This is a genomic window from Corallococcus sp. AS-1-12 (genome assembly GCF_020036995.1).
Lineage (GTDB): Bacteria > Myxococcota > Myxococcia > Myxococcales > Myxococcaceae > Corallococcus.
In genome coordinates this window covers 1-23724 of record NZ_JAIQDD010000027.1, presented here as the reverse complement: position 1 = coordinate 23724, position 23724 = coordinate 1, and the positions used below count along the sequence as shown (strand labels likewise).

Genomic DNA, 23724 nt, shown 5'->3' with positions numbered 1-23724 from the left:
GTGCCCACGGGGTCGCCCACGCGGAAGCCGGTGGCCCGGCCGGCACGGGTGACCACGCCGCCGAGTCCCGCGGGCACCGCGCGCATCACGGGGCACGTGCTGGGAACCCACGGCCCGGCCGCGGGCGTGCGCGTCTCCGCCTCCCGCGTGGAGCCCGGGGTCACGCTGTCGGAGCGCCCCTGCCCCTCGACCACGGGCCAGGACGACGCGCGGGCGCCCCTCCTCAAGAGCGACGCGTGCAGCTTCGACGCCGAGCGCATGCAGTGGGAGTCCGTGGAGGTCCGCGACGGCGAAGCCCCCGTGTTCGCGGAGGCGACCACGGACGCGGAAGGCCACTTCGCGCTGGAGGGACTGCCCGAGGGCCACGTCACGCTCTGGGCCCTGGGCGACACGGGCGCGGTGTCACAGGGCGGCGTCGAGGTGGGCTCGGACGGCGTGACGCTGACGCTGGAGCAGGGAATCCTCTTCGAGGGAACCGTCACGGACACGGACCGCGAGACACCCATCCCCGACGCGCGGGTGACGCTCGTCTCCCGCTGGCACACGCGCTTCTTCGACGGGGCCACCGACGCCGAGGGCCGCTTCATCGTGGGCCCCCTGCCCCAGGGCGACTACGCCGCCTTCGTCACCGCGGAGGGCCGGTCCCCGTGGTTCCAGCCGAAGCTCGACTCGCTCACCTCCCTCACGACCGTGGTGCTCGCGCGCGCGCTCCCCGTCACGGGGCAGGTCCGCTCTCCGGAAGGAGCCCCGGTGCCGGGCATCCTGGTGCACCTCGATGGTGACAGCGCGACGGCGTCCACCCAGCGCACCACGACCGATGGGGAGGGGCGCTTCCGCTTCACCGCGCCCGCCGTCCTCCACCAGCTCACCGCGGAGTCCGGGGGCGCGTTCGCCACGCTGGACGTGACGCCGCCCGTGGAGCACGTGGAGCTGCGGCTCCAGCCCGGCGTGTTCGTCACGGGCACGGTGCGCGACGACGCGGGCCAGCCCATCCCCCATGCGCGCGTGGAGACCTACCGCGAGGACGGCGGTCCCGTCGCCGCCGAGGCGACCACCGTGACGGACGCCGGGGGCCGCTACCAGTTGGGCCCCACGCGGCCCGGGCCGCATACCTTCCGGATCCTCGCGCCCCATCACCTGGACGTGGAGCAGCACGCGCAGAAGCTCCAGCAGCGCATGGCGCCCCTGGACTTCACCCTCAAGCGCGCACAAAGCGTGGAGGGCCGCGTCGTCGACACGTCGGGCGCTCCGCTGGAAGGCATCCTCCTGTCGCTGTCAGGCCATCGCCTGGGCGAGGGCGACGACATCGACGCGGGCGGCGCCCGGCGCTCGGATGCCAACGGGCACTTCATCCTGGACGTGAAGCGCGCGGGGACAGGGGAGCTGTCCGTGGAGGACCCGTCCTTCCAGCCTCAAACCCTCGCGGTGCGCGTCCCCTCGCGGGATGTCGTCGTGGTGCTGGACCGGGGCGCCTCCGTGTCCGGCTCCGTCACCGACCCCCAGGGGCTGCCGCTGAGGGGAGCCACCGTGACGTTGGGGGCGGAAGCGCAGGAGGACGCGCCCTACCAAGAGCCGCGGCAGACCCTGACGGACGAACAGGGCCGCTTCCATCTGCAAGGGATTGCCCCGGGCACCTACCTGCTGGGCGCCGTCGTCCGGGGAGACCTGATGGACGCATCGGTGTCCCAGCCCGTCACCCTCCAGGCGGGTGAACACCGGGACGTGTCCCTGCGCCTGGAAGCAGGCCGTGAGCGCTCCGGCATCGCGGTGGATGGGAAGGGCCAGCCGCTCGCGGACGTCGTCATCACCGCGGACCGCTCCGAGAGCGCGTCCTCCGCGTGGCGCTACGCCCCGGACGAGGGGCCCGCCGGCCTCCGCACGGGCCCGGACGGACGCTTCACGCTGCGCGGGCTCGTGGCCCCCCGCTACGTCGTGTGGGCCCAGTTGGCGGGATACACCTTCCGTCCCGGGCGCTCCCAGGGAGGCGAGCCCGACACGGAGACCGGTGGCCTCGGGGTGGACTCCAGCGAGGCGCCCCTGCGACTCGTGCTGGAGCGCGACGGACGCATCCGGGGCCGCGTCGTGGAACCCGGAGGAAAGGCCGTCACGTCCTTCAAGGTGACCGGCCCTGCGTACGTCGAACAGCCCAACGACTCGCCAGACGGCGCCTTCGACATTCCGTTCTCCGATGGGGGCCCGGCGAACCTGACCGTGGAGGCCCCCGGCTTCATGCCGCTGGAGCGCGCCGTGACGCTGACGGAGGGCGTGGACCTGGACCTGGGCGTGCTGACACTCGACCCCGGCTGGACGCTGCGGCTCGAGCTCCACGACGCGGAGACGGGCGAGGTCCTGTCCCAGTTGGACTCCTTCCGGGCGACCCTCACCGCGCCAGGGAACCCCGACGTGACCCGCGCGATGACACGCCCCCGGAGCGTCCCCCTTCGCGACGGTGTCTACACCCTGTCGCAACTGCCGCCGCCGCCCTTCACCCTGGACCTCCGGAGCCGGAACACGCGTCCCTTCGAGCAGGAGGTGACGGCCCGCGTGGACACGCTCACCGTGGCCCTGGACCGCGCCGCGACGGTGCGGCTCCTGGCCCGGGACACGGACGGCACGCTCCTGCCCGCGCTCATCTCGCTGAAGGAGCCGGGCCCCGGGGTTCACATGACCCGCTACCAGGACGTCGCCCCGGGGGGCACCCTCGTCCTCCGAGGCGTCGAGCCCGGCGAGTACGTGCTGGACGCACGCGCGGCCGACCCGGCCGAAGGCCCCCTCTTCACGTCCCGGAAGGTGCTGATTCCCCCCCGGGGCGAGGTGACCTTCACCGTGGAGGCAGGGCCCCCCTGAAGCGCCGCGAGGCCTGGTTGGCGCGCTCCCACGCGTCCTGCCAGGCGATGCCCGTGCCCGGCGCGTAGTACGACGCCACGCCCTTGCACCAGCCGGAGTACGGGAAGGGCTTGCAGCGGTAGAGGAGCCCGTCCGTGCCCTCCACCAGCGTGCCCGCCGTGTAGCTGTCGATGCCCGCCGGGTACTTGTACTGCGCCGTCCCGCCGCCGGTGGAGGGCTTCTCGATGTCCACCTGGAACGCGTAGCCCGTCTCCTTCGCGTACACGCGGTTGCCCAGCGCGTCCTGCACCGGCGTCACGACGCCCGTCGTCTGGAGCACGCCCACCTGCACGCGGCTGGAGCCCGCGTTCACCTGCTGCGCCAGCCGGTACATCCACGTGGCCGCGGGCGTGGCCGCGTCGAGCGTCAGCGGATGCGACTCGGCGTCGCCGCCCGCGCTGTCGAAGAGGCGGAAGGTCACCTTGCTCGACTTGGGCAGGTCCTCGCGCGCCTGCACCTGGCCCAATTCCTTCCACGCCGCCGGCGGGGGCGGCGTGTTGCTGAACTTCACGTCCGTGCAGGCGTAGAAGGCCTCCGGGCTGTCCGCGCGCTGCCAGATGGCGTAGATGACGTGCGGGCCCGTCCGGCTCGCCGGGAAGGGGCAGTCGAGCCGGTAGCGGTTGTTCACCGCGGACACGTTGGTGACGTTGCAGAACGGCGTCGACTCCAGGTCCGACCACTTCAGGGGCAGCGCCGGGTTGTAGCCCTCCTTCGTCACGAAGAGCTGGAAGTAGCCCGTGGCGTGCACCGCGGTGGCGTGGAAGACGAACTCGAAGCGGCCGTTGGCGTCCGGGGTGATGAGCGTGGACGGCCAGTCCGTGCGCGCCAGGTCCAACCCCTTGTGACTCTCATTGGCGGCGCTGCACAGCTTGCCGTCGGGGATGAGCTCCCGGTGACGCCCGTTGGCGGCGCCCTGCCGGACGCCATTCCAGTCATACAGCGCCTGCGTCCCACCGGCCTGCACCGCGGCCGTGCACGCGGCGGACCTGGGGCTCTCCGGCCCCTCCTTGAAACATCCATAGACGCGGCTCAGCGGTACTTCCATGGAGCCGTGCGCCGCCGCTGGACCGGCGGACAGCAGGGAGACGAAAGCGAGCGACGCGGTGAAGGCCTTGCGGATTGCTGGGAACATCCCTTCCTCCTCTGTTCGAAAACAAAGGAGGAAAGGCCAGGGCGAATCGGGTCAACGGCCGCTCAGGCCAGCAGCTCCGTCAGCAGGCCCTTGGGCAGCGTGGGGTCGCCGAAGTCATCCAGCGGCCCCCCGGCGGCGTTCTTCAGGCCCACCGCGGCGCCAATCGTGTTGAGCATCTTGTTGAGGTTGGGGTTGCTGCTGCCGCCGGCCGCCGTCACCGCCACGCCCTGCTTGAGGTAGCCGTTGCAGCTCCCCGCCAGGATGAACGGGATGTGGCGCGCCGAGTGCGCCGGCCCGTTGCCCAGGTCGTTGAACCAGACGGACACGCCCTGGTCCACCAGCTTCTTGCCGTCCGGCAGGGTGTACGCCGCCAGTTGGTCCAGCAGGTAGTTGAAGGTCTGCGCGAACTGCGCGTCCACGCGCGAGTGCAGCACGTCCGACCCGGCGATGATGCCGCCGGACGCGTCATGCGACGCACGGCGGTGGGAGATGTAGTGGAAGTTCTCCATCAACTGCCCCGTGGTGGGGTCGCGGTAGCGCGTGGCGCTGTCGTTGCCGTTGCCCACCTGGATGGCCACCGAGCGCGTGGTGCCGCACGCCACCGCCAGCACCGCGATGTCCATGTGCAGCCGCACCGTGGCCAGCACCTCGTCGCCGTCCGTGCTGTTGTAGCCGGGCGCCTGCTGCTGGAGCCGCAGCTCCTCGTCCGCGCGGGCGCGGCAGCTCAGCGCCACCTCCAGGTCGCGCACGTTGGACAGGTGCAGGTCCAGGCGCTGCCGGTCCGTGCTGCTCAGCTCCGGCCTCGACTGGAGCGCCTTCAACTGGCCCGACACCAGGTCGTTGAGGCTCTTCTGGCGCACCAGCAGTTGCTCGCGCGCCTCCGGCGTGAGGCCCCCGGGGCCGCCCACCATGGTCTGGTACGCCACCCACGGGTCGTGCAGCGCGGCCCGGCGTGAAGCGCTGCCCCGGTGGGAGATGCAGGGGCCGCCCAGCCACCCGCCGGATTGCCCCGCGTAGAGGTAGAGCGAGTCGCGCTTCTGCGGGTTCAGCTCGCGGCCGATGCGGTGGTCCAGCGACTCGCCGGACGCCTCGGAGTCGCCGCCCGCGCCCTCCACGGCGGGGCCCCGCGCGGTGAGGCACTGCAGCGCCCCGCGGGCGTGGCCGTCCCCGTAGTTGTAGTCCTTCATGTTGACGTTGCGCACCACCAGCAGGCGCGCGCGGTGGTCCGCCAGCTCCACCAGCGACTTGCCCGCGAGCGTGGTGGTGGTGAGGTTGCCCAGCGGCTCCGGCCAGAAGCGCTCCGGCTCGTTGCCCAGCTCGGAGGTGCTCTGCGCGGCGGCCACGCCATCCGCCTGGCGAAGGAAGATGGCGAAGGGCAGCGCGCTCGCATCCGCCGCCTGGGCCTTGCGGGGCAAGAGCCCCTCCAGCACCGGCAGCCCCAGCATGACCCCACCCAGGCCCTGCAACACGCGTCGACGGCTCAGTTTCACGGCAGCTCCTCCGGGTGGCGAGTCACGAAGCCCACGCCCGTCACGACCTCGACGACCAGGTCCACGATGGACAGTTGCCCGGACTGCGACAGCTTGCCCAGCCGCGCCACCAGCGCGTCGTCCTCCGCCGCGGCGGGGCGTCCGCTCAGGAACTCCACCCAGTGGCGCGCGTAGCACTCGTGCACCGCCTGCGTGGTCGCGAGCGCGTCCGCCAGGTCCAGCGCGTCCTTCACCGACACCTGCTGTCCGCCGATGCCCGGCGCCGACGAGGCATCCACCGGGTGCCCGTTGTCCGTCGTGCGGTAGCCGCCCACGGCGTCGAAGTTCTCGAACGGGAAGCCCAGCGGGTTGATGAGCGTCGCGTGGCAGGACGCGCACACCGTGCCGGGGGCCTCCGTGTGCGACGTCACCACCTCGCGGTTGGTGCGGCCGTTGGGCGCGGGCAGCGCGGGGATGTTGGCCGGCGGCGCGCCAATCTTCTGGCACAGCAGGTGCTCCGACAGGAACACGCCCCGGTGGATGGGGTCCGGGTCGATGGACGTCGCGTGCGACGCGAGGAAGCCCACCTGCGTGAGCACGCCCCGGCGCTGCGCCCCGTCCAGCGTCACCGGCACGAAGTCCGCGGTGAACGTCCCGGTGAGGCCGTAGATGCGCGCCAGCTCGTCGTTGACGAAGGTGTCGCGCGACGTGAGCAGGTCCGCGAAGCGCCCCTTGCGCCCGAAGACGACGTCCTGGACGAAGAGCGCGTTCTCCTTCGCCGCGGACTCCGCCAGCTTCGCGGTGACGTTGGGGAAGCGCGTGGTGTTGGGGCGGATGCTCGCGTAGCGGGGCACGTCGAACACGGCCTGGTGGTACGCGTCCACCACGCCGCGCGCCCGGGGGTCCGCCATCATCCGGCGCGCCTCGGCGGCCACGCCCTCGCGCTTCGCGAGCAACCCCTCGCGGGCGGCGGCGAACAGCGCGTCGTCCGGCATGGAGTTCCAGAGCGCGTAGCTCAGGCGGGACGCGACCTCGAACGCGTCCAGCGGCACCTTGCCGTCCGCCGCCTGCGTGCTGCGCTCCACGCGGTAGAGGAACAGGGGCGACTGGAGGAAGCCCTCCAGCACCAGCCGCAGGCCGCCCTGGAACGCGGCCATCGTCGGGTACGCCTTGGGGCCCTCGCGGTACAGCTTGAGGTACGCCTCCACCTCGTCCGCGGCCAGCGGGCGGCGCAGGGCGCGCAGGCCAAAGGACTCCACGAACGCCTTCGCGCGAGCCTCGTCCGTGGTGCTCCCCGCCGGCAGCAGCTTGCCCAGCTTCGTCGCGTCCGTGGCCACCTGCCCGGCCAGGTCCGCCGCCGCGCGCTGGTAGGCGCCCCACAGCGCCTCGTCCACCGACAGCGCGCGGGCGTCGTTGTCGAAGAGGAAGCCGCTCTGGGACGGATCCGCGCGGAACGACTGCGCCAGCGCCGTGGGCGCCGCGTCCAGCTTGAGCAGGTCCTTCACGCTGCTCACCCACTGCGCATGCGTCAGCCGCGCGACGCGCACCGAGCGCGCCGGCTGCTCCACGCCGGCCGGGGGAGGTTTGTTCGTCCCGCCAGGGCCCGGATCGCGCGGATTCGCCGCGTCAGAAATCTGGCCTTCGCAGGCAGTCAGGAAACTCAGGGAGGCCGCGAGCAGCGCGGAACTCCTCCAGCGTCGACGTTGCGCCATGGGGGGAAGCGCCTCCGTTCGTTGGAGGTCATCCCACTGGGGATACGTCTGGAAGTCAATCCGCACCCCGGCCGGGCAGGCGGCGTCTCACACGAATACTGGAAACCGCCGCCGGCACCGGATCAACCGGGAATGAGGAAGCGCGCGATGACGCGCTTGAGGCCCACGTTGCCGCCGAACTCCACGGTGACCTTGGCGTTGGGGCCGGACCCCTCCGCGGCGACGATTCGGCCGGAGCCGAACTGTTCGTGGCGCACGCGCATGCCGCGCACGTCGCCGCCCACGCCGTCCATGTCGGACGAGGCCTGTGAATAGCTGCGGTCCACGCGCGGGCCCGCCTCGTCATCGTCCCAGTTGCGGCGGCGCTGCGGCATGGCGGCGGCGCGCGGCGGGGGCGGCAGGTCGTTCTCCTTGAAGCCGAACAACGCCTGCGGCACGTCCGCGAGGAAGCGGCTGGGCGGGTTGTACTTGAGCTCACCGAAGAGGGAGCGGCACTGCGCCAGGCTCACGAAGAGCCGCTTGCGCGCGCGGGTGAAGCCCACGTAGCAGAGCCGGCGCTCCTCGGCCATCTCCTCGCCGCCGTCCGGGTCGTCGCTCTTGAGCGCGCGCGAGTGCGGGAAGACGCCCTCCTCCAGGCCGGTGAGGAACACGGCGTCGAACTCCAGGCCCTTGGCCGCGTGCAGCGTCATCAGCGCCACGCGGCCCTCGCTCACCTCCGCGTCCGCCTCGCCCACCAGGCTGATCTGCTCCAGGAAGGACTGAAGGGGCGGGATGTCCGCGGTGAGCGGCGCGGAGTCCACGCCCTCCGGCGCCTCCTCCTCGCGCGCCTCCGCCGCCTGGGCGGAGGCCACCATGTCGGCCGCGCGCTTCAGGTCGAACTCCTGCGCCGCGCCCAGCAGTTCCTTCAAGTTCTCCGCGCGGGTGAGCGCCTCGTCGCTGCCCTCCGCGACGAGCGTCTCCACCAGCTTCGTCTCCTTCAGCATCTGGTCCACCGCGCCCGCCGCGTCCTTCGCCGTCAGCGAGAAGGCGTGCAGCGACTGGAGCAGTTGGTGGAAGCCGCCCAGGCGCTTCTGCGCGGTGGCGTTGAGGGACGGGATGCGGTGGCGCTCGCCCAGGGCCTCGTAGAGGCTCAGGCCCTGCTCGTTCGCGAAGTCCGTCAGCCGCTCCTCGGTGGTGTCACCGATGCCGCGCGCCGGCACGTTGAGCACGCGCAGCAGGTCCGCGTCCGAGCGCGGGTTCACCATCAGCCGCAGGTACGCGGACGCGTCGCGCACCTCCGCGCGGTCGTAGAAGCTGCGCCCGCTCACCAACTGGTACGGCACGCGCGCCAGCCGCAGCGCCTCTTCCAGCACGCGGCTCTGCGCGTTGGTCCGGTAGAACACCGCCATGCTGGAGAACTTGATGAAGCCCTCGCGCTGGACGGCCAGGATGCGCCGGGCCACCTCCTGCGCCTCCGCGCGCTCGTCGCGGTGCAGCAGCAGCTCCAGGTTCTCTCCCTTGGGCCGCTCGCTCCAGAGCTTCTTCTGCATGCGGCGCGGGTTCTTGGAGATGACCTCGTGCGCGGCGGTGAGGATGTTCTGGTCGGAGCGGTAGTTCTGCTCCAGCTTCACCACCCTCGCGCCCGGGTACTGCTTGGGGAACTGGAGGATGTTGTCCACGTCCGCGCCGCGCCAGCGGTAGATGGACTGGTCGTCGTCGCCCACCACCACCAGGTTCGCGGACGGCGGCGGGGCAAGCTGCCGCAGGAGCGCGTACTGCACGGGGTTGGTGTCCTGGAACTCGTCCACCAGCACGTGCGTGAAGCGCGTGCGGTAGCGGTCCAGCACGTCCGGCCGGTCGCGGAAGAGCTTCACGAGCAGCAGCAGCAGGTCCCCGAAGTCCACCGCGTTCGCCGCGCGCAGGAGCTTCTGGTAGCCCGCGTACACGCGCTTGACGATCTGCCCGCGGATGTCCTCCTGCTCCACGCGCATGTCCTCCGGCAGCCGCGCGGCGTTCTTCTCCTGGTCGATGCGGTGGAGGATTTCGCGCGGCTGCATCACCGGCTCCACGCCCGTGTCGCGCATGGCGCGCTTCACCAGGTTGAGCTGGTCGCCGTCGTCGTAGATGACGAAGGACCGCGTCAGGCCCACGGCCTCCGCCTCGCGGCGCAAAATCATGGCCGCGGCCGAGTGGAACGTGCTCACCACCAGGTCGTTGGCCTGCGCGCCCAACAACTGGGTGAGGCGCTCGCGCATCTCGCGCGCGGCCTTGTTGGTGAAGGTGACGGCCAGGATGCGCCACGGGAAGACGCGGCGCACCTTCACCAGGTGGGCCACACGGCGGGTGATGACGCGCGTCTTGCCGCTGCCGGCGCCCGAGAGCACGAGCAGGGGGCCGTCGCCGTGGAGCACGGCTTCCGCCTGGGGCGGGTTGAGGTCTTCGAGGAGGGCGGTTTCGTGGGCGTTCACGGAGGGTTCCACCAGGGGGAAGAACCCCGCCTTCTAACGTCTTTCGCGCACCGGTGCCGGGTCTTCCGCCAGCCCTGGCGCCCGCCGGGCCGTCCGCCCTCGGGACGGGCAGGAGCGTGGGCTATAAAAGGCCCCACCGCCCATGTCCGACACCCCGTCCCGCCCGTCCCAGGCCCAGCTCGACCGCTTCGCGGAGCTCTTCAACCAGAGCCTCACCCTGCGCCACTTCGGCGCCCGGATGTCCTTCCCCGAAGGCCGCATGGTGGTGGTGGAGCTCCCGGAGGTGCAGGCGCAGCACCGGGGCGGCCTGGGGGCCTCCGCCGTCAACGGCGGCGTGCTCTCCGCCCTCTTCGACTTCGCCATCGGCTGCACCCCGGCGCTCAGGGACCCCACCCGCCGCTGCGCCACCGTCCAGCTCTCCATGAGCTTCGAGCGCCCCGCCACCGGCAACCACCTCCGCGTGGAGGCCGTCATCGACAACGGCGGCCCGTCCACCCTCTTCGCCTCCGCGAAGCTGATGGACTCGGAAGGCCGGGTGTGCGCCCGCTGCCAGGGCGTGGTGCGCGTCTCCAACCAGCCGTGGGCCTCTGGCGAGAGCCCCGCCACCAACTGACATCCCCCCACCCCGGGCCCCCCTTGCCCATTCCCGTCGATATGTCCGGCCTGGAGGCGCGTTTCCCTGGAAGCCCGGGGCAGGAACGGCCTCCGGGGGACGAGCGCGGCGCGCAACGGGAAGACGGCATGGATGCAGCCGTACAGGGCTTGGGGATGACGACCCTCCAGTCGCGGCAGGACACAGGCAGGGCCGCGCGGCCGGCGGCCCCGGACGAGGAGGCCCTGTCCCGGCGCGCGCTCTCCGGGGAGCGGGCCGCGTGGGACGCGCTCATCGCGCGGCACCAGCGCCGGGTGGTGGTGTCGCTGCTCGCGCGGGGCATCCGGGTGGACCGGGCCCAGGAATTGACGCAGGAGACCTGGGCGCGCCTCATCCAGCAGCAGCAGCGGGGCCTGCTCACGGAGCTGCGGCTGCCGGCGCTCGCGCTCGCGCAGGCGGCGTTCCTCGCGGCGGATGACGCCCGGCGCGCGCGGCGCGAGTCGGTGGACGGCACGGTGGAGGACCTGCCGGAGCGGCAGCAGCCGGTGGACCCCGCGCAGTCCGCGGAGAAGCGCCTGGTGTCGGAGGAGCAGCTCGCCCGGGCCCGGGACGCGCTGGAGCAGGTGTCCCCGGGCGCGCGCAACGTCTTCCTCCTGGCCTGTGACGGCCAGGGGCTTCCCCATGCCGAGGTCGCCTCCCGCGTCGGGCTGTCCGTCCAGCGCGTGCGACAGATTTTGTGCGAGGTCCGCAAGAAGCTGCGCACCGCGCTCGAAGAGGAACAACCATGACCGCGCCCACGCCCCACCTCACCCGCGACCGCACGGAGCAGTACCTGCTGGGCGCGCTGCCGCCCGAAGCCTGCGCGGAGCTGGAGGCCCACACGCTCACGTGCGAGCCGTGCGCGCGGCTGCTCCAGGAGGAGGCCCTGCTGGAGGAGCAGTTGTACGAAATCGCCGCCGCCACGCCGCGAGACGCTGTCGTCGTGCGCCCCGCCCGCTGGCACCGCCCCGCCGCCGTCGCCGCGGCGCTGGTCGCGGTGGCGGCCTCCGCGCTCCTGCTGCTGAGGCCCGGAGGGGAAGCGGTCTCCCCGTCCGTGACGCCCGTGGAGGCGCCGGTCCTCGCGGCGCGGGAGCCGGAGGAGGCGCCCCGGGACATCGTGGTCGCGTGCCCGGACCTGGCCACGCAGGAGCACTGCCTCAGGTCCGCGAGCGCGCGCGGGCTGCTCGTGTATCACCCCGGTGGACAGGGCGAGGTCCCCCGCTACGACGCGTCCAGCGGGCTGACGCAGGTGGCGCTGAGCTCGCGGCCGGCCGCCCTGTGAGGACTTCCGTGATGACGCTCCGTACCCGCATCCCCGGCCTGCTGCTCGCGCTCTGGGCGCCCCTCGCGGCGGCCCGGACTCCGCCCGCCGTCGCCACGACGGCGCTCGCGTCCACGGCGGCGGCCACGCCCGAAGCCGCGGCGCCAAAGCCGAGCCCGGCGCCCCCGCCCCGGACCCCAGCGGCGAAGTCCGGCGCGGAGGTGGCCTCCGTCACGACGGCCACCGCCGCGTCCACGCCCCAGCCAGGCGCGGCGGCTCCGGCCTCATCCGGCGGCATGCCCGCCACGCCGGACGCCTCTCGGACGAAGCTGCCGCAGGGCTGGTACGTCACGGAGAGCGCGCCCCAGCACTACGAGGCCGGCGTGGACGAGGCCTCCCCGTGCGAGGGCGCGCGCAGCGCCTTCCTGCGCTCGCGCACGCAGGCCACGGACAGCTTCGGCACGTTCATGCAGGCCTTCAGCGCGCAGGACTTCCGGGGCAAGCGCCTGCGCTTCTCCGCGGCCGTGCGGCACCAGGACGTGAAGGGCTGGGCGGGGCTGTGGATGCGCGTGGAGGGCGCGGACCCCAGGCAGCCGCTCGCCTTCGACAACATGCAGTCGCGCGCGCTGGTGGGCACCCACGGCTGCAAGCGCTACGACGTGGTGCTGGACGTGCCGAAGGAGGCCACCACCATCATGGCGGGCCTCATCATGAGCGGCACCGGCCAGGCGTGGCTCGGCGGCGTGCGCTTCGAGACGGTGGACGCGTCGGTGAAGACCACGGACCTGCTCTCCCCTCCGCAGCCCCTGCCCTCCGGTCCCCAGGGCCTGGAGGACGGCCCCCAGCCCACGGCGAACGCGCCCCTGGGCCGGGTCGGCACCGCCTGGTTCGACACGCGGCGCGTGCAGACGGCGACGCCGCTCGTGCTCGGCAAGGGCCCCTCGTGGAAGGGCGAGTTCGGCGACGAGCTCTTCGAGCACGGCATCGAGGTGAACGGCACCTACGAGCAGCGGGACCTCTCGGTGAAGGTGCGCGCCGGCGGCTCCGCCACCCTCATCGAGGGCACCTGGGGCGGAGAGCCGCTGCGCATCCGGCTCACGCCGGACTCCCTCCGCATCCGCTGGGGCACCGATGAGCAGCACTTCGAGCGGGACCTGAGCGCCTCCACGCCCAAGGGCTGCAACGCGTACCGGCAGACCCGGGGGCGCTTCGAACGGCAGTGGCTGGAGGTGTGCGGCGTGGCGCTCGCCACCCGGCCGCCGCTCACGCAGCTCGTGGCGGCGTTCCTGTCCGGAGGCGTGCGGGCCGGCGCCTCGCGGGGCCCCATCCCACCGCCCCGCCTGCCGGTGCGCTCGACCCAGCCCTACGACGCGTCCGGCCGGGACGTGCCCTCCTCGCAGCTCCAGTGAGGCGGAGCGCAGGCGGAAGGCTCCCACCCTCCGCCGCTCCGCGCTTCACTCAGAAGGCGAAGTCGCGCTCCAGCGTCTCCTGCCCGGCCTGCACCGTGAGGTGGGCCGCGTGCGCGCCGGTGGCCAGCGCCGTGGACAGGTCGAAGGACAGCCCCTCCGGTCCCTGCGTCGGCTTGAGCGACGGACGCCCGGGCGACAGGAAGACGGCGGCCGTCACGGGCCTCGCGCCCAGGGGCTGCACCAGCAGCCTCACCCGCTGACGCTCGCGCACCAGCACCACGCGGAAGTCGCGCCGCTCCTCCAGCACCTCGCGGTGCTCCGGCAGGCGGGCCGCGCCGGGGCGCCGGGCCACGTCCGCGCGGGAGTCGCGCGCCGCGCGCGGGGCCTGCGCGCCTTCCTCATCCAGCTCCAGCGCCTCGTCGATGGCGGCGTCGCCCTCTTCCAGCGCCAGCACGGCCTGGGCGCACTCGCCACAGCCGGCCGTGTGGGCCTCCACGCGCTCGCGCTCCTCGCGGCCCATCTCGCCGGAGTCCAGCCTCCACAGCTCGTCGTCGGTGAGGTGGCGACGCGGGGGAGCATCCACCACCGCCGTGTCCGCCCGGTCCGCGCGGCAGCTCGCGCAGTCCTTCAGGTGCTCGGGGTCCTTCATGGGGCGGCCCGTCCAGGACGCCACCAGGTCATCGCAGCCGGCCCTCGCGGAGAACCACCAGGCGCCGGGGCGCTCCACGGGGTCCAGCAGGTCGCGCTCGGCGCGGCGCTCCGCGTTGAGCGGGATGAACCAGCGCGCCCGGGAGCGCAGCGCGGAGTCCAGGTGGCCCAGCGCCCCGAGGAAGCGCTCGCGAGCGGCGGCCGCGTCCCCCTCCAGCGGGCCCTTCAACAGCTCCCAGGTGACGAGCGCGCGGGCGGCGGAGGCGGCCCGGTCCCGGGCGGCCAGTCCTTCCAGCGCGGACGCGCGCCACAGCTCCGCCTCTTCACCCTCCTCGCCCAGCGCCACCTCCATCGACTCCTCGGCGGCGCGCAGGAGCACCGGCTGGAGCGCCTGCGGCTTCTGCTGGCCAAGCCAGGCCTCCACTTCGGGGCGGCCCAGGCCCTTCAAGGCCTCCTCCACCCCGTGGGTGCCGAGCCGGTCCGAGCGCCGCAGCACATCCCCCACCACCTCCAACAGCTCACCCACCGAGAGGGGGCCCGCGCCCAGGCGCGTGTACCGGGCCTGGTAGCGGGACAGCGCGTCGCCCTTCATCGCGACATCCCGGGCGAGGCGGAAGCTTTCAGACTCCCGCGAGACGTCACGACGGCTCCTCCGGCATTCCGTCCCGCTGCAACTCCAGCAGGTACAGACGCAGGTATGCCTGGGCGCGGCTGACGCGCTTGTACGAGTTCACCACGCTGATGTTCAAACGGCGTGCGCATTCCTCGTGATCCTCCACGTCCTCGTGGTGATAGAGCTCCCATGCGGAAGCCTCCTTTGGATGCTCCTGCTGGAGCCTGGCGTAGGCGGCCCAGTACATTTCCTGCGCCTCGGCGCGCTCCTCGCGACGCCGTGCGCCCTCCACCGCCCGGGCCACCTCGGACGGGGTCTCTTCCATGACGTCATCGGGCGACGACGGCGCGGGCGCGAGTTCCTCCCGGTGCCGCCGGTAGAAGTCGATGGCGACGTGCTTGACGATGCGCAGGAAGAACGTCTTGGGAGACGCGCTCCTGCCCGGCATCTGCTCGGACACGCCCCGGAACTGGTCCAGGCCCCGGTCGAGGAACTTCCCCACCGCGTCCTGGAAGAGCTCGTCGGCGTCCGCCGGCGAACCGCGGCCGTAGCTGCCCTGGATCCTGCCGATGACGTAACGGGCCGGGCGCGCCCACCGCGCGCACAGGGCCCCCAGCGGAGTCCCGACGGCCTCGCCCGTGGCGCGTCGCCGGGTCACCTCCGCGAACAATTCCTCATCCGTGAGCTGCTCGTACACCGGAAGACCCTGGAGGCTGTCCCGGGAGGTCCTCGTCCCGGGAGGTTGGGTTACGGGGATGTGGCGCGGCAAATTAACACGTTGCATCCGCGAACAGCCTCCGACTGGTTACCAGAACCCCCGACTCCGGCCCCCCGCGTTTCCTGACACGCTTTTTCCAGAAGCCCCCGGATGACGCGGCAGGTCGCCTCCATGGAGGTCCGGACGGACGCGCAAGGCCCCGGAAAAAGGCCTGGAAATGGCGCCGTCAGGATTCCGGCCAGGGGGCGTCCAGGGGCGCATCGCTTTCGAGCGCCCGGCCGAAGAGGCCCTACACGCCGTGGTTCGACTCCACCCCTCCGCTCGCAAGGCGGGGGGACCGCCGGCGGTCCGGCACTGAATTCGTAATTCAGCCTTCCGGCTTCCTCACTCGGGCGCTCACCTTTTCCCTCCCAACTCCAGGCAGCCCTCCCGGGCATGCCTCTGCCCCGAAAGGGGGACGACCGCCATGACCGCTCGCACCCAGACGACCCTTCCGGAGACGCAGCGCGGGCCCGCCGAGCGCCTGCTCGACGTGGTGCTCGGCGGCTCCGCCCACCTGTGGCACCACCGCCCCGGCCTGGACGTGAACGGCACCTGGGTGGCCGCCGCCAACGCGGACGCCAAGGCGCGCGCGCACGGCCGCAAGGTGGCGCCGGGCCTGTTCGTGCCCGCCGCGGTGAAGCTGTACGGCCAGTTGCTGGAGCTCCACCGCCTCAACCCGACGCTGATGGCGCACTTCGCGTCGTACGCGCTGACGCAGACGGACTGGCGAGACCTGAAGGTGGCCACCTGCGCGCTGATGCTGGTGCAGGAGCACGCGGGCCAGCCCGTGCGTGACGGCCAGGGCGCCATCGCCTTCCACGACGACGACTACCGCGCCATCGGCGAGGCCATGGTGCTGCACTACGTGCGCCGCTCCACGCGGATGCTCACGCCCAAGGCCGTGCTGCGCGTGGCGGAGCTGCTGGAGACGCCGGAGATCGCGCGCCTCAACCGCGCCGCGGGCTTCGGAGACCCTGCGTCGCGCAAGCCGCCGCTGGGCCGCTGGAAGCGCGTGGCCCAGAAGTGGCTGGCCGCGCGTGAGGCGAACCTGCCCATGCTCCAGGGCCTGGTGAAGGCGGGCTACAAGGAGACGCTGAAGAAGCTGGCGCGCAAGGCGGGCTACAAGCCCCAGTCGCAGGGCTTCTTCGAGGTGCTCGGCTGGAAGCAGAAGCAGGCGGACGGCGGCCACCGGCAGGTGGGGCTGCGGGGGCTCACGCTGGTGAAGCGCGAGCGCTTCGACGGCCTCTCCGAGGCGGAGATCTGCGAGTGGATTGAGCTGGAGCGGCTCTCCTACAAGGAGGTCGTGGGCCGGCTGCCGAAGGACGTGGGCCTCACGCCCGCCATCCTGGCCACGCTGCTGCCGTCGTTGTCGGACCGCGACCTGCGGCTGATGACGCCCACGCTGGAGGAGCTGGGCCTGTTGCAGGAGCCGTCCGTGAAGGCGCGCTGGGAGCGGGCGGTGGCGAGCGCCACGGATCAGCGCTCGCTGAACATCGCGAAGAACGTCCGGAGCGAGGACGTGCGCCGCAAGCTGGAGGAGGCGAGCGACAACGCGGTGAAGAAGGCGGTGGCGGAGGCGACGGCGGAGACGGACGTGCGGGTGATGTTCCTCATCGACAAGTCGGGGTCCATGGAGGGCGCCATCGAGCAGTCCAAGGAGGCGCTGTCGCGCATCCTCGCGGGCTTCCCGATGGACAAGCTGCACGTGGCGGCGTTCGACACCATGGGGACGGTGCTGCGGCCCAAGGCGGCGAACCGCACGGCGGTGCAGCACATGCTGTCCGGGCTGAAGGCGTCCGGCGGCACGGTGCACGCGGCCGGCGTCCACGCGCTGCACCGCGCCGGGGTGCGCATCCCGGCGGAGGCGAAGCTGGTGGTGATGGTGGTGGGTGACGAGGCGGGCGAGGCGGGGGACCAGTTCGCCCGGGCCTTCCACGCGTGTGGCTACAGCGTGGCGGCCCTGGCGCTGCTGGTGAGCGTGGCGGGGGCGCGCGGCAACACGGTGCGCTCGGGGGCGAAGCAGTTGGGCGTGCCCTTCAGCGAGGTGAGCGTGGGGCAGTTCGCGGACCCCTACCAGGTGCCGCGCGTGCTCCAGGCGCTGATGGACGCTCCGCGCGAGGCGGGGGCCAGCCAGTCCGGCTGGGTGGACCGGGTGATGAGCACGCCGCTCTTGAAGGCGGCGTGAAGCAGGAGGCAGGGGCGTGGACTACCGGAAGCTGCTCGGGAAGGTGGAGTCGGCGGTGCTGCCGTATTTCGGCGGCGGGACCGTGGACGCGCCTTCACGCCGCCTGCGCGTCACCAGTCCCGTCGCCCCGGGCTGGTGGCGCTTCGAGGTGAAGGGCCGCGAGGCCACCGCGCGAGAGCCGGCGTCTCCCGAAGGGATGGAGGCGCTGCCGCGCGTGCGGGGCCATGTCTGGGGGACGCGGCTGGTGCGCGAGGGCGCGGTGGCGGAGCCGCTGGCGTTGATGCCGGAGGAGCAGCCTCCGCGACTGTCGCCGGTGACGGCGCGCCGCTGGCATGACGGCACGCTGCTCTTCGAGGGCGTGGAGTTCGAGGGCGAGGCGGAGGAGACGGCCCGTCGAGCGTTGGAGGAGGACCGTGCGCTGGGGGACGCGCGAGGCGTGAGCGCGTCGCTGCGCGCGGCGTTCGGCTTCGCGGTGCTGGAGACGGCGTCGCGAGCCACGGGCATCCCGTTCGCGCCGGTGGAGGCCCGTGCGCGGGTGCTCGACGTGGCGCGCGAGGGACGCGCGGAGGCGGAGCGTTGCCTGCGCCGGTTGGCGGAGGAGCGTGCGCGCTTCATCCGGATGCAGGCGGAGCAGGAGGCCCGGCGCGAAGCAGCGGCGCGCGCGTGGACGCAGGAGACCGGCACGCCGGAGGTCTGGCGGGACGCGGAGGGACGCGAAGTCGGGCGGGCGTTGTCAGGGCGTGAGCGCGAAAGCTGGGAGGTCCTTCACGGCGACGGGGCCCGTACGCGGATGCGCCAGGGGCCCGGCTCGGCTCGGCCCCCTCATGGCGCGGACGTCCGTGAGGCCGCGTGGGCCGGGCCGGAGCGGGTCCGCGGGGTGACACCGTCCGCACGCGAGCGCGAGGCGTGGGAAGCGCGGCGGGATGCCTCGGCGCGCGCCGGCACGCGAACCGGACGGGGCCCCGCGCGCCAGGAGCGCTGGCGCGCGGAGTCCGAGGCCGACATGCGGGTGGAGCGCGCGCTGGACAAGGCCGGCGCGCGGCTGCTGGACCACCGCCGTCTGGGGGACGGCCTGCTCGAGGTCATCTACACGTTCATGGGCGAGCGCTTCGTCACGGTGGTGGAGGCCGCGACGCTGCGGGTGCGCGACGCGGGCGTGTGCCTGGCGGGCGCGGACCACCGGGTCACCCTGGAGAGCCTGCCGTCCGTGCTCAAGGAGGCCATCGACACGGACGCGCTGGTCATCACCCGGCACGCCTGAAACCCGCGTTGTCGGGCAGGGCCCTTCCCCCACGTCGGTACGGGCCATTCGGGAGGAAGGACTTCATGTCGACGACGCGCGAGGTGTGCCTGCTCATCGGACCGGAGGACCGGGTGTTGTGGGGCGACTCCTTCGACGACCCCCTGGCGCTGCCGGACTCCCGCCCCCGGTGGGAAGCCATCTGGAGCCTGCGGGACACGCTGGTGGAGATCACCCACAGCCACCCGGAGGGCCCGCTGGCCTTCTCGCAGGAGGACGAGACGACCATGGCCGCGCTCCAGGCCGCGCTGGGCCGGCCATTGAGATTCTCCGTGGTGGCCCCCGACGGCATGGTGGTCCGCATCGGCGGCGAGGACGTGCTGGTGCGCGACGAGCCCGCCTGGGCCGCGCCGCTGCGCATCGCCTCGGGGCTCCTGTATGGCCGGCCCCGTCCCGGTCCCACCATCCTCCAGGAAGACGGCCTGCTCCTGGACGGAGCCCACCGCAAGCCGTGAGCCGTTGTTCAGCCCGGCAGCAGGATGATGCGGGCAATCTCCGGCGGCGCGGCGACGCGCATGGGAGGCCCCACGAAGCCGCACCCGCGGCTGACGTAGAGGTGGGAGCCGCCCAACCGGCTCAGCCCCGCGTTCTGCTCCCCCCAGATGAGCTGCCCCAGCACGTTGCCCGGGAACATCTGCCCGCCGTGCGTATGGCCTGAAATCTGGAGCCCCACGCCCCGCTGGGCCACCACCTCGAAGTTGGAGGGCTGGTGCGCCAGCAGCACCGACGCGCGGTCCGGCCTCAAGCCCTTCATCGCCGCGTCCAGGTCATACCCGGCCTCACCGAACCGGCTCGCGCTCCAGTCGTCCACGCCCAGGAGGTCGAAGGACGCGCCCGCGTCCCCGATGGACACGGCGCGGTTGCGCAGCACGGTGATGCCCAGCCCCCGGACGAACTGCGTCCACGCCTCCACGCCGGAGTAGTAGTCGTGGTTGCCGGTGACGAAGTACGCGCCGTGCCGGGCCTTGAGCGCGCCGAAGCCGCCCACGTAGCGCCCCAGCTCCGGCACCGTGCCGTCCACCAGGTCGCCCGTCACCGCGATGAGGTCCGGCTTGAGCGCGTTGGCGCGCGCCACCAGCTCGTCCACGAAGCGGCGCTGCAACACCCCGCCGATGTGGATGTCGGTGAGCTGCACCAGCGTGAAGCCCTCCAGCGCCTTGGGCAGCCCGGGCAGCCGCACCGGGATGTCCCGCACGTCCGGCGGGTGGAACGCGCGCCAGGTGCCAAAGGTGCTCACCGTCGCCCCCGCCACGGTGGCCCCCGTCGCGAGCCCCCGGGCGAGGAAGGCCCGGCGCTCGGGCGACGGCGGCTCCGGAGGCTTGCGTGCCTTCGTGACAGCGCCCCGAACCACGTCCAGCCCCAGGGTGAACATGAACAGGTAGAGCACCAGCCCCATCCACACCAGCAGGGCGATGCCCGTCCACCACGCCACGTCGGAGGAGAACATCCCCCCGACCATCCGGGCGCCCAGGGAGCCCACCAGCCCCCCGGCGAAGAGCCCCATCCCCGCGCGGCGAAGGCCCCTGCTCGGCGTCACGTCGCGAACCAGCCGGCGGTACAGGTAGACGTGCGCCAGCGCGAGCAGCGCGGTGACCGGCACGAGGAACAGCGCCATCCGGAGCCATGGGGGCATGAGGGGCCGTGTCTACCCGCGCAGGAGCTTGTCCACGAGCGCCACGTACTGCTGCTTCGCGGCGTCCTTCGCCAGCCCCTTGCGGCCGGCCCACGCGTCGTACTTCGCGCGGCCCTTGATATCGAGCATGCCGGGGCGCTTGCCCTGCACGTCCCCTTCCGTGCCCTGCTTGTAGAGGGAATACAGCTCCAGCAGCGTGTCGTTCGAGGGGGCCTTGGACAGCGTCTTCACCCGGCTCTGGGCGGCGCTGAAGTCATCATCGAGGGCCATGCGCGGTCTCCGGCAAGCGTGTGCCGGAGACCTTAACAGCCGGCCTCACATCGTCGGCAGCCAAAGGTGGCGGATGTCCTCCGGCAGTTGGGCGCTCACGTCCTCCGCCTCGCCTTCGCTGATTTGATGACGGACGGCGTCCATCACCGCGCGCACCACGGGCTCCACGGCGTCCGGATTCAGGGCCAGGTCCTCGCCCACCAGCTTCAGCAGCTCGTCGCGGCCGAACCTGGACGGACGGGGCTCGGCGTCGTGGCGCTCGCACCGGTGCAACAGCTCCGTGAGCTTGCGCGGCAACTGCGCCTCCAGGTCGTGGGACTCCTCCGCCTGGATGCGCTGCTCCAGCCCGCAGAGCACGGAGACGGCCGCCTGCTGGGCGACACTCGGGGACATGCCGCCCCTGTCACAGAGGTGGTCGATGAAGCGGGCATACGTCTGACTGGCCCGCATCGCACTGCGCCGCGCACGCCGCTCCTCGATGGACAGCTCGCGCCGCTCCTCCGCGTGCTCCTCGTCCTGGGGTGCGCCGGTGCGGCGCTGCGGATCACGGTCTTCAGCCATGGGGGGTTCCTCCCTGTCGGTCCCGGTGGGTAACAGGGTGCCCATGCCCGCCCCGGAGGGCACGTCATCGCGGACTGCCGCACTGTCCGCCGGCTGCCTGACTGCTAGGCGGCCACGCGCCGGACGTACGTGTCCCAGAGGGCGCCGAAGAAGAAGCCGCCGAAGCGGGCCAGGGCCTCCGCCCGCTGCACGCCGTCCCGGGCGTTGAGCACGCGCAGGGTGGTGAGCTGGCGCGCGAACTCCTCCGCCGTCAGCCGCAGGAAGCCCCGGCCCATGCACGGCGCCTCCGGTCCGGCCCCCCGGTGCAGGGACACGAACAGCGTCGTGGTGTCCTTCCACAGGTCCAGGCCCGGGTCGTCGTAGAGGTCCTTGTAGCCCTCCAGGTAGTACGCCTCGCCGGCCTCGCTGAGCAGGTGCAGCAGGTACTCCATCCGCTGGCCGCCCGGCCGCGCGTGCTCGCGGGTCATCAGGCGCAGCTCGCCGCGCGTCACCACCAGCGGGCGGGACGACAGCACCGGCGCCGTCACCGTGCCCATCAGCTTCAACGGGTGGCGCTCGTCGCGCAGCGTCGCGTCCAGGTCGTCGGCCGTCACGGTGAGCACGAAGCGCAGGGGCGTGGCGTCGTCGCGCTCCGGGTCGCCGGCCTCCAGGTGCGGCGCCTTCACGTCACCGGACAGGAAGCCGTGCATCGTCTCCGTGAAGCGCACGCCCACGGGCCCCGGGGCCTGGGGCGCCGAGGCCTCCGGCAGCGGCGCGTAGTCGATGGTCCACCCGTGGCGCCGGGCCATCAGGGCGCAGGCGCGCTCGGCGACGGCGGAGATGGTGAGCAGCGGGTTGATGCCCAGCGAGCGCGGCACCACGGAGCCGTCGGACACGTACAGCCCCTCGTGCACCGCGTGGCCGGAGGCGCCGGAGAAGACGCGCCCCTCGTGGTCCACCACGCCGTCCTCCGCCCGCTCGGCCATGACACAGCCGCCCAGCGGGTGCGTGCACAACAGCTCCTTGCCGAAGGCCTCGGACCAGAGCGGGTAGCGCACGAAGGTGCCGCCCAGCGCGGCGGTGGCGCGGCGCAGGCGCTCCTCGATGCGGGTGAGCTGCGGGTCGCGGCCGGCGTCCGGCCAGTGCAGGCGCACGCGGTCGTGCTCCAGCCGCAGCTCGCCCTTGCCCTCGTCGTGCGACATCACCATCAGCGTCTGCGTGTGCTCCACCGCGCCGTGGTCCGGCCCGCGCACGAAGCTGTCCGCCTGGCGCAGCCGCTCCTGGACCCAGTCCAGGATGCCCTCGTCGGTGTCCTCGCCCACCAGCGCCGCGGCCCCCGCGAGCGCCGCGGGCATCAGCGACGCGAGCGCGCCGGGGATGGCGCCCTCCTCGATGATCATCCCCTCGTCCAGGCGCGCGGTGTCGCGCTGGTCGATGACGCCCGCGATGCAGGGGCCCACCGGGTCGCGCGTCTCGTGGTCCTGCTCGCCGTGGCCCACGCCGTGGACGGGCATGTCCAGGTTGTAGCCGAAGGCCAGCACGTCGCCGTTGCTGCTGAAGCGGTGGCCCAGCTTCGAGGACACGGACAGGCCGCGCTCGCGCGAGCGCAGCAGGATCTCCGCCGTGCCCATGGTGCCGGCCGCCAGGATGACGCGGTCCGCGGTGAGCCAGGCGTCGGGCGCGTCGAAGCGCTCGCGGCCGGTGTTGAGGGGGCGGTAGTAGACGCGCCACTTCGCGCCGTCCGGCACCACCGCGCGCACCGACACCTCGGTGAAGATGCGGGCCCCGTGCGCGTGCGCGTCCGGCAGGTAGTTCATCAGCACGGTGTTCTTCGCGCCGGTGTTGCAGCCCGTGGCGCAGTCACCGCACAGCGAGCACCCCGGCTGCCGCACGCCCGCGGCGTTGACGCCCGCCTCGAACGTCACCGCCACCGGAGGCCGCGTCAGCCGTCCGCCCAGCTTCTCCGCGGAGATGCCGAACGTCTTGAGCTTCTGCAGCGGCGGGTGGTCCTCCGGGTACGGCAGGGGCCGCAGCATCAGCTCCGCTTGCGTGAAGCCGTCCTCCAGGAGGCCGTGCACGTCGTCGCGCAGGGCCTGGGGCCAGCGGGGGTCCTCGAACACGCGGGGGTCGGGCCGCATCGTCACGCCGGCGTTGATGAGCGACGTGCCGCCCAGGCCGCAGCCGTCGATGACGGACACGTCACCGTTGCGGTGGACCTCGATGAGGCCGGTGGGGCTGCCCACGTCCAGGTCGCCCTGGCCCGGGGCGCAGTGGAGCTGGAACTCGGCCACCGCCTGCGCGGGCGTGCGAGGCATCTCCCCCGGGTGCATTTCCCGGCCACGCTCCAGCACGCAGACCTGCTGCCCCGCGCGTGACAGCCGGCTGGCGGTGATGCCTCCGCCATAGCCCGACCCCACGACGACCACGGGGTAGTGGGATGCCAGCTCACTCCACGGGGATGACAGCCTGCGCATGCTCACCTCGGGCGGCCTGACCGCCGCCATCTTCCAGATGCGGGTTTTATTCCCCACCGGTGACATCCGGGACGGGGGCCGCATGCTGCGCGGTCCAGCGGCGCGGATCCACTCGCCGTCCGTCCCCATGCCTACCGCCTGTCCGCGAGGACAGGGGCCCCTCTGCCCGCCAGGACGGCAGACCGCCAACCCGCGGGGTCATTCCTGTCGGACAGACGCGAAGGGCTCGCATCCTTGAGCCGAAATCGACCCGGCGCCCACCGGAGCGAGGAGCCAGAACCTGTCCGACTGGAGGTCTGCGCGGAATAGCGAGGCCAGTTGGCCGGCTGCCAAGCGACAAGGGGGACAGGAGCT

General features: G+C 72.7%; 18 protein-coding genes. 8 read left to right on the top strand and 10 right to left on the bottom strand.

The genetic code is table 11. From position 1 onward, the window contains the following. Positions 1 to 2847, top strand: coding sequence for a carboxypeptidase-like regulatory domain-containing protein (locus tag K8556_RS30935; protein WP_223743706.1), 2847 nt, complete (start codon positions 1 to 3; stop codon positions 2845 to 2847). On the opposite strand, the gene K8556_RS30930 is transcribed toward K8556_RS30935, so the two are convergent. From K8556_RS30930 to K8556_RS30915, 4 genes are all read right to left on the bottom strand, one after another. Next, positions 2822 to 4018, bottom strand: coding sequence for a lytic polysaccharide monooxygenase (locus K8556_RS30930; RefSeq protein WP_223743705.1), 1197 nt, complete (start codon positions 4016 to 4018; stop codon positions 2822 to 2824). The genes K8556_RS30935 and K8556_RS30930 overlap by 26 nt on opposite strands. A 62-nt stretch (positions 4019 to 4080) precedes the next feature. Next, positions 4081 to 5508, bottom strand: a complete 1428-nt coding sequence (locus K8556_RS30925) for a DUF1552 domain-containing protein (RefSeq protein ID WP_223743704.1) — start codon at positions 5506 to 5508, stop codon at positions 4081 to 4083. Beyond that, positions 5505 to 7055 carry a DUF1592 domain-containing protein gene (locus tag K8556_RS30920; RefSeq protein ID WP_223743703.1) on the bottom strand — a complete coding sequence of 517 codons (1551 nt, stop codon included), beginning with the start codon at positions 7053 to 7055 and terminating at the stop codon, positions 5505 to 5507. The genes K8556_RS30925 and K8556_RS30920 overlap by 4 nt, the downstream gene beginning before the upstream one ends. A 266-nt stretch (positions 7056 to 7321) precedes the next feature. Beyond that, entirely contained in the window at positions 7322 to 9646 is a 2325-nt protein-coding gene (locus K8556_RS30915; RefSeq protein WP_370639989.1) for an ATP-dependent helicase, read from the bottom strand. A gap of 142 nt (positions 9647 to 9788) precedes the next feature. On the opposite strand from K8556_RS30915, the gene K8556_RS30910 reads away from it, so the two are divergent. From K8556_RS30910 to K8556_RS30895, 4 genes are all read left to right on the top strand, one after another. Then, positions 9789 to 10259 (top strand): PaaI family thioesterase, encoded by a 471-nt coding sequence (locus tag K8556_RS30910; RefSeq protein ID WP_223743701.1) that lies wholly within the window; start codon positions 9789 to 9791, stop codon positions 10257 to 10259. 128 nt (positions 10260 to 10387) lie between these two features. Next, positions 10388 to 11026, top strand: a complete 639-nt coding sequence (locus tag K8556_RS30905; RefSeq protein ID WP_223743700.1) for an RNA polymerase sigma factor — start codon at positions 10388 to 10390, stop codon at positions 11024 to 11026. Beyond that, positions 11023 to 11559 carry a zf-HC2 domain-containing protein gene (locus tag K8556_RS30900; protein WP_223743699.1) on the top strand — a complete coding sequence of 179 codons (537 nt, stop codon included), beginning with the start codon at positions 11023 to 11025 and terminating at the stop codon, positions 11557 to 11559. Before K8556_RS30905 ends, K8556_RS30900 begins: the two co-directional genes overlap by 4 nt. An 11-nt stretch (positions 11560 to 11570) precedes the next feature. After that, a complete protein-coding gene (locus K8556_RS30895; protein WP_223743698.1) occupies positions 11571 to 12947 on the top strand; it encodes an AraC family transcriptional regulator in 1377 nt (458 codons plus the stop codon). Between the two features lie 49 nt (positions 12948 to 12996). On the opposite strand, the gene K8556_RS30890 is transcribed toward K8556_RS30895, so the two are convergent. Together K8556_RS30890 and K8556_RS30885 are read right to left on the bottom strand one after the other, a co-directional pair. Continuing rightward, complete coding sequence (locus tag K8556_RS30890; RefSeq protein ID WP_223743697.1) at positions 12997 to 14187, bottom strand: zf-HC2 domain-containing protein; 1191 nt, start codon at positions 14185 to 14187, stop codon at positions 12997 to 12999. 46 nt (positions 14188 to 14233) lie between these two features. After that, a complete protein-coding gene (locus K8556_RS30885) occupies positions 14234 to 14905 on the bottom strand; it encodes an RNA polymerase sigma factor (protein ID WP_223743696.1) in 672 nt (223 codons plus the stop codon). Positions 14906 to 15392: 487 nt separating this feature from the next. Here K8556_RS30885 and K8556_RS30880 point away from each other — a divergent pair, with 487 nt between their 5' ends. The 3 genes from K8556_RS30880 to K8556_RS30870 all read left to right on the top strand — a co-directional run bounded on the left by K8556_RS30880 (position 15393) and on the right by K8556_RS30870 (position 18908). Next, positions 15393 to 17153 carry a VWA domain-containing protein gene (locus K8556_RS30880; RefSeq protein ID WP_223743695.1) on the top strand — a complete coding sequence of 587 codons (1761 nt, stop codon included), beginning with the start codon at positions 15393 to 15395 and terminating at the stop codon, positions 17151 to 17153. 16 nt (positions 17154 to 17169) lie between these two features. Beyond that, positions 17170 to 18414, top strand: a complete 1245-nt coding sequence (locus K8556_RS30875) for a hypothetical protein (protein ID WP_223743694.1) — start codon at positions 17170 to 17172, stop codon at positions 18412 to 18414. A 65-nt stretch (positions 18415 to 18479) separates the two neighbouring features. Next, positions 18480 to 18908, top strand: coding sequence for a Mov34/MPN/PAD-1 family protein (locus tag K8556_RS30870; RefSeq protein WP_223743693.1), 429 nt, complete (start codon positions 18480 to 18482; stop codon positions 18906 to 18908). A gap of 8 nt (positions 18909 to 18916) precedes the next feature. On the opposite strand, the gene K8556_RS30865 is transcribed toward K8556_RS30870, so the two are convergent. The 4 genes from K8556_RS30865 to K8556_RS30850 form a co-directional block, all read right to left on the bottom strand. Beyond that, positions 18917 to 20086 (bottom strand): metallophosphoesterase, encoded by a 1170-nt coding sequence (locus tag K8556_RS30865; RefSeq protein WP_223743692.1) that lies wholly within the window; start codon positions 20084 to 20086, stop codon positions 18917 to 18919. Positions 20087 to 20098: 12 nt separating this feature from the next. After that, entirely contained in the window at positions 20099 to 20356 is a 258-nt protein-coding gene (locus tag K8556_RS30860; protein WP_014394349.1) for an acyl-CoA-binding protein, read from the bottom strand. Positions 20357 to 20401: 45 nt separating this feature from the next. After that, complete coding sequence (locus K8556_RS30855) at positions 20402 to 20917, bottom strand: DUF2267 domain-containing protein (protein WP_223743691.1); 516 nt, start codon at positions 20915 to 20917, stop codon at positions 20402 to 20404. A gap of 104 nt (positions 20918 to 21021) precedes the next feature. Beyond that, complete coding sequence (locus K8556_RS30850) at positions 21022 to 23370, bottom strand: GMC family oxidoreductase N-terminal domain-containing protein (RefSeq protein ID WP_223743690.1); 2349 nt, start codon at positions 23368 to 23370, stop codon at positions 21022 to 21024. Positions 23371 to 23724: the final 354 nt, after the last annotated feature.

What these genes read in the sequence shown, in the direction of transcription:
- K8556_RS30855 (WP_223743691.1), bottom strand. Translation starts at nt 20,917, where the DNA reads ATGGCTGAAGACCGTGATCCGCAGCGCCGCACCGGCGCACCCCAGGAC.
- K8556_RS30870 (WP_223743693.1), top strand. Translation starts at nt 18,480, where the DNA reads ATGTCGACGACGCGCGAGGTGTGCCTGCTCATCGGACCGGAGGACCGG.
- K8556_RS30930 (WP_223743705.1), bottom strand. Translation starts at nt 4,018, where the DNA reads ATGTTCCCAGCAATCCGCAAGGCCTTCACCGCGTCGCTCGCTTTCGTC.
- K8556_RS30905 (WP_223743700.1), top strand. Translation starts at nt 10,388, where the DNA reads ATGGATGCAGCCGTACAGGGCTTGGGGATGACGACCCTCCAGTCGCGG.
- K8556_RS30880 (WP_223743695.1), top strand. Translation starts at nt 15,393, where the DNA reads ATGACCGCTCGCACCCAGACGACCCTTCCGGAGACGCAGCGCGGGCCC.
- K8556_RS30900 (WP_223743699.1), top strand. Translation starts at nt 11,023, where the DNA reads ATGACCGCGCCCACGCCCCACCTCACCCGCGACCGCACGGAGCAGTAC.
- K8556_RS30895 (WP_223743698.1), top strand. Translation starts at nt 11,571, where the DNA reads ATGACGCTCCGTACCCGCATCCCCGGCCTGCTGCTCGCGCTCTGGGCG.
- K8556_RS30860 (WP_014394349.1), bottom strand. Translation starts at nt 20,356, where the DNA reads ATGGCCCTCGATGATGACTTCAGCGCCGCCCAGAGCCGGGTGAAGACG.
- K8556_RS30865 (WP_223743692.1), bottom strand. Translation starts at nt 20,086, where the DNA reads ATGCCCCCATGGCTCCGGATGGCGCTGTTCCTCGTGCCGGTCACCGCG.
- K8556_RS30910 (WP_223743701.1), top strand. Translation starts at nt 9,789, where the DNA reads ATGTCCGACACCCCGTCCCGCCCGTCCCAGGCCCAGCTCGACCGCTTC.
- K8556_RS30850 (WP_223743690.1), bottom strand. Translation starts at nt 23,370, where the DNA reads ATGCGCAGGCTGTCATCCCCGTGGAGTGAGCTGGCATCCCACTACCCC.
- K8556_RS30890 (WP_223743697.1), bottom strand. Translation starts at nt 14,187, where the DNA reads ATGAAGGGCGACGCGCTGTCCCGCTACCAGGCCCGGTACACGCGCCTG.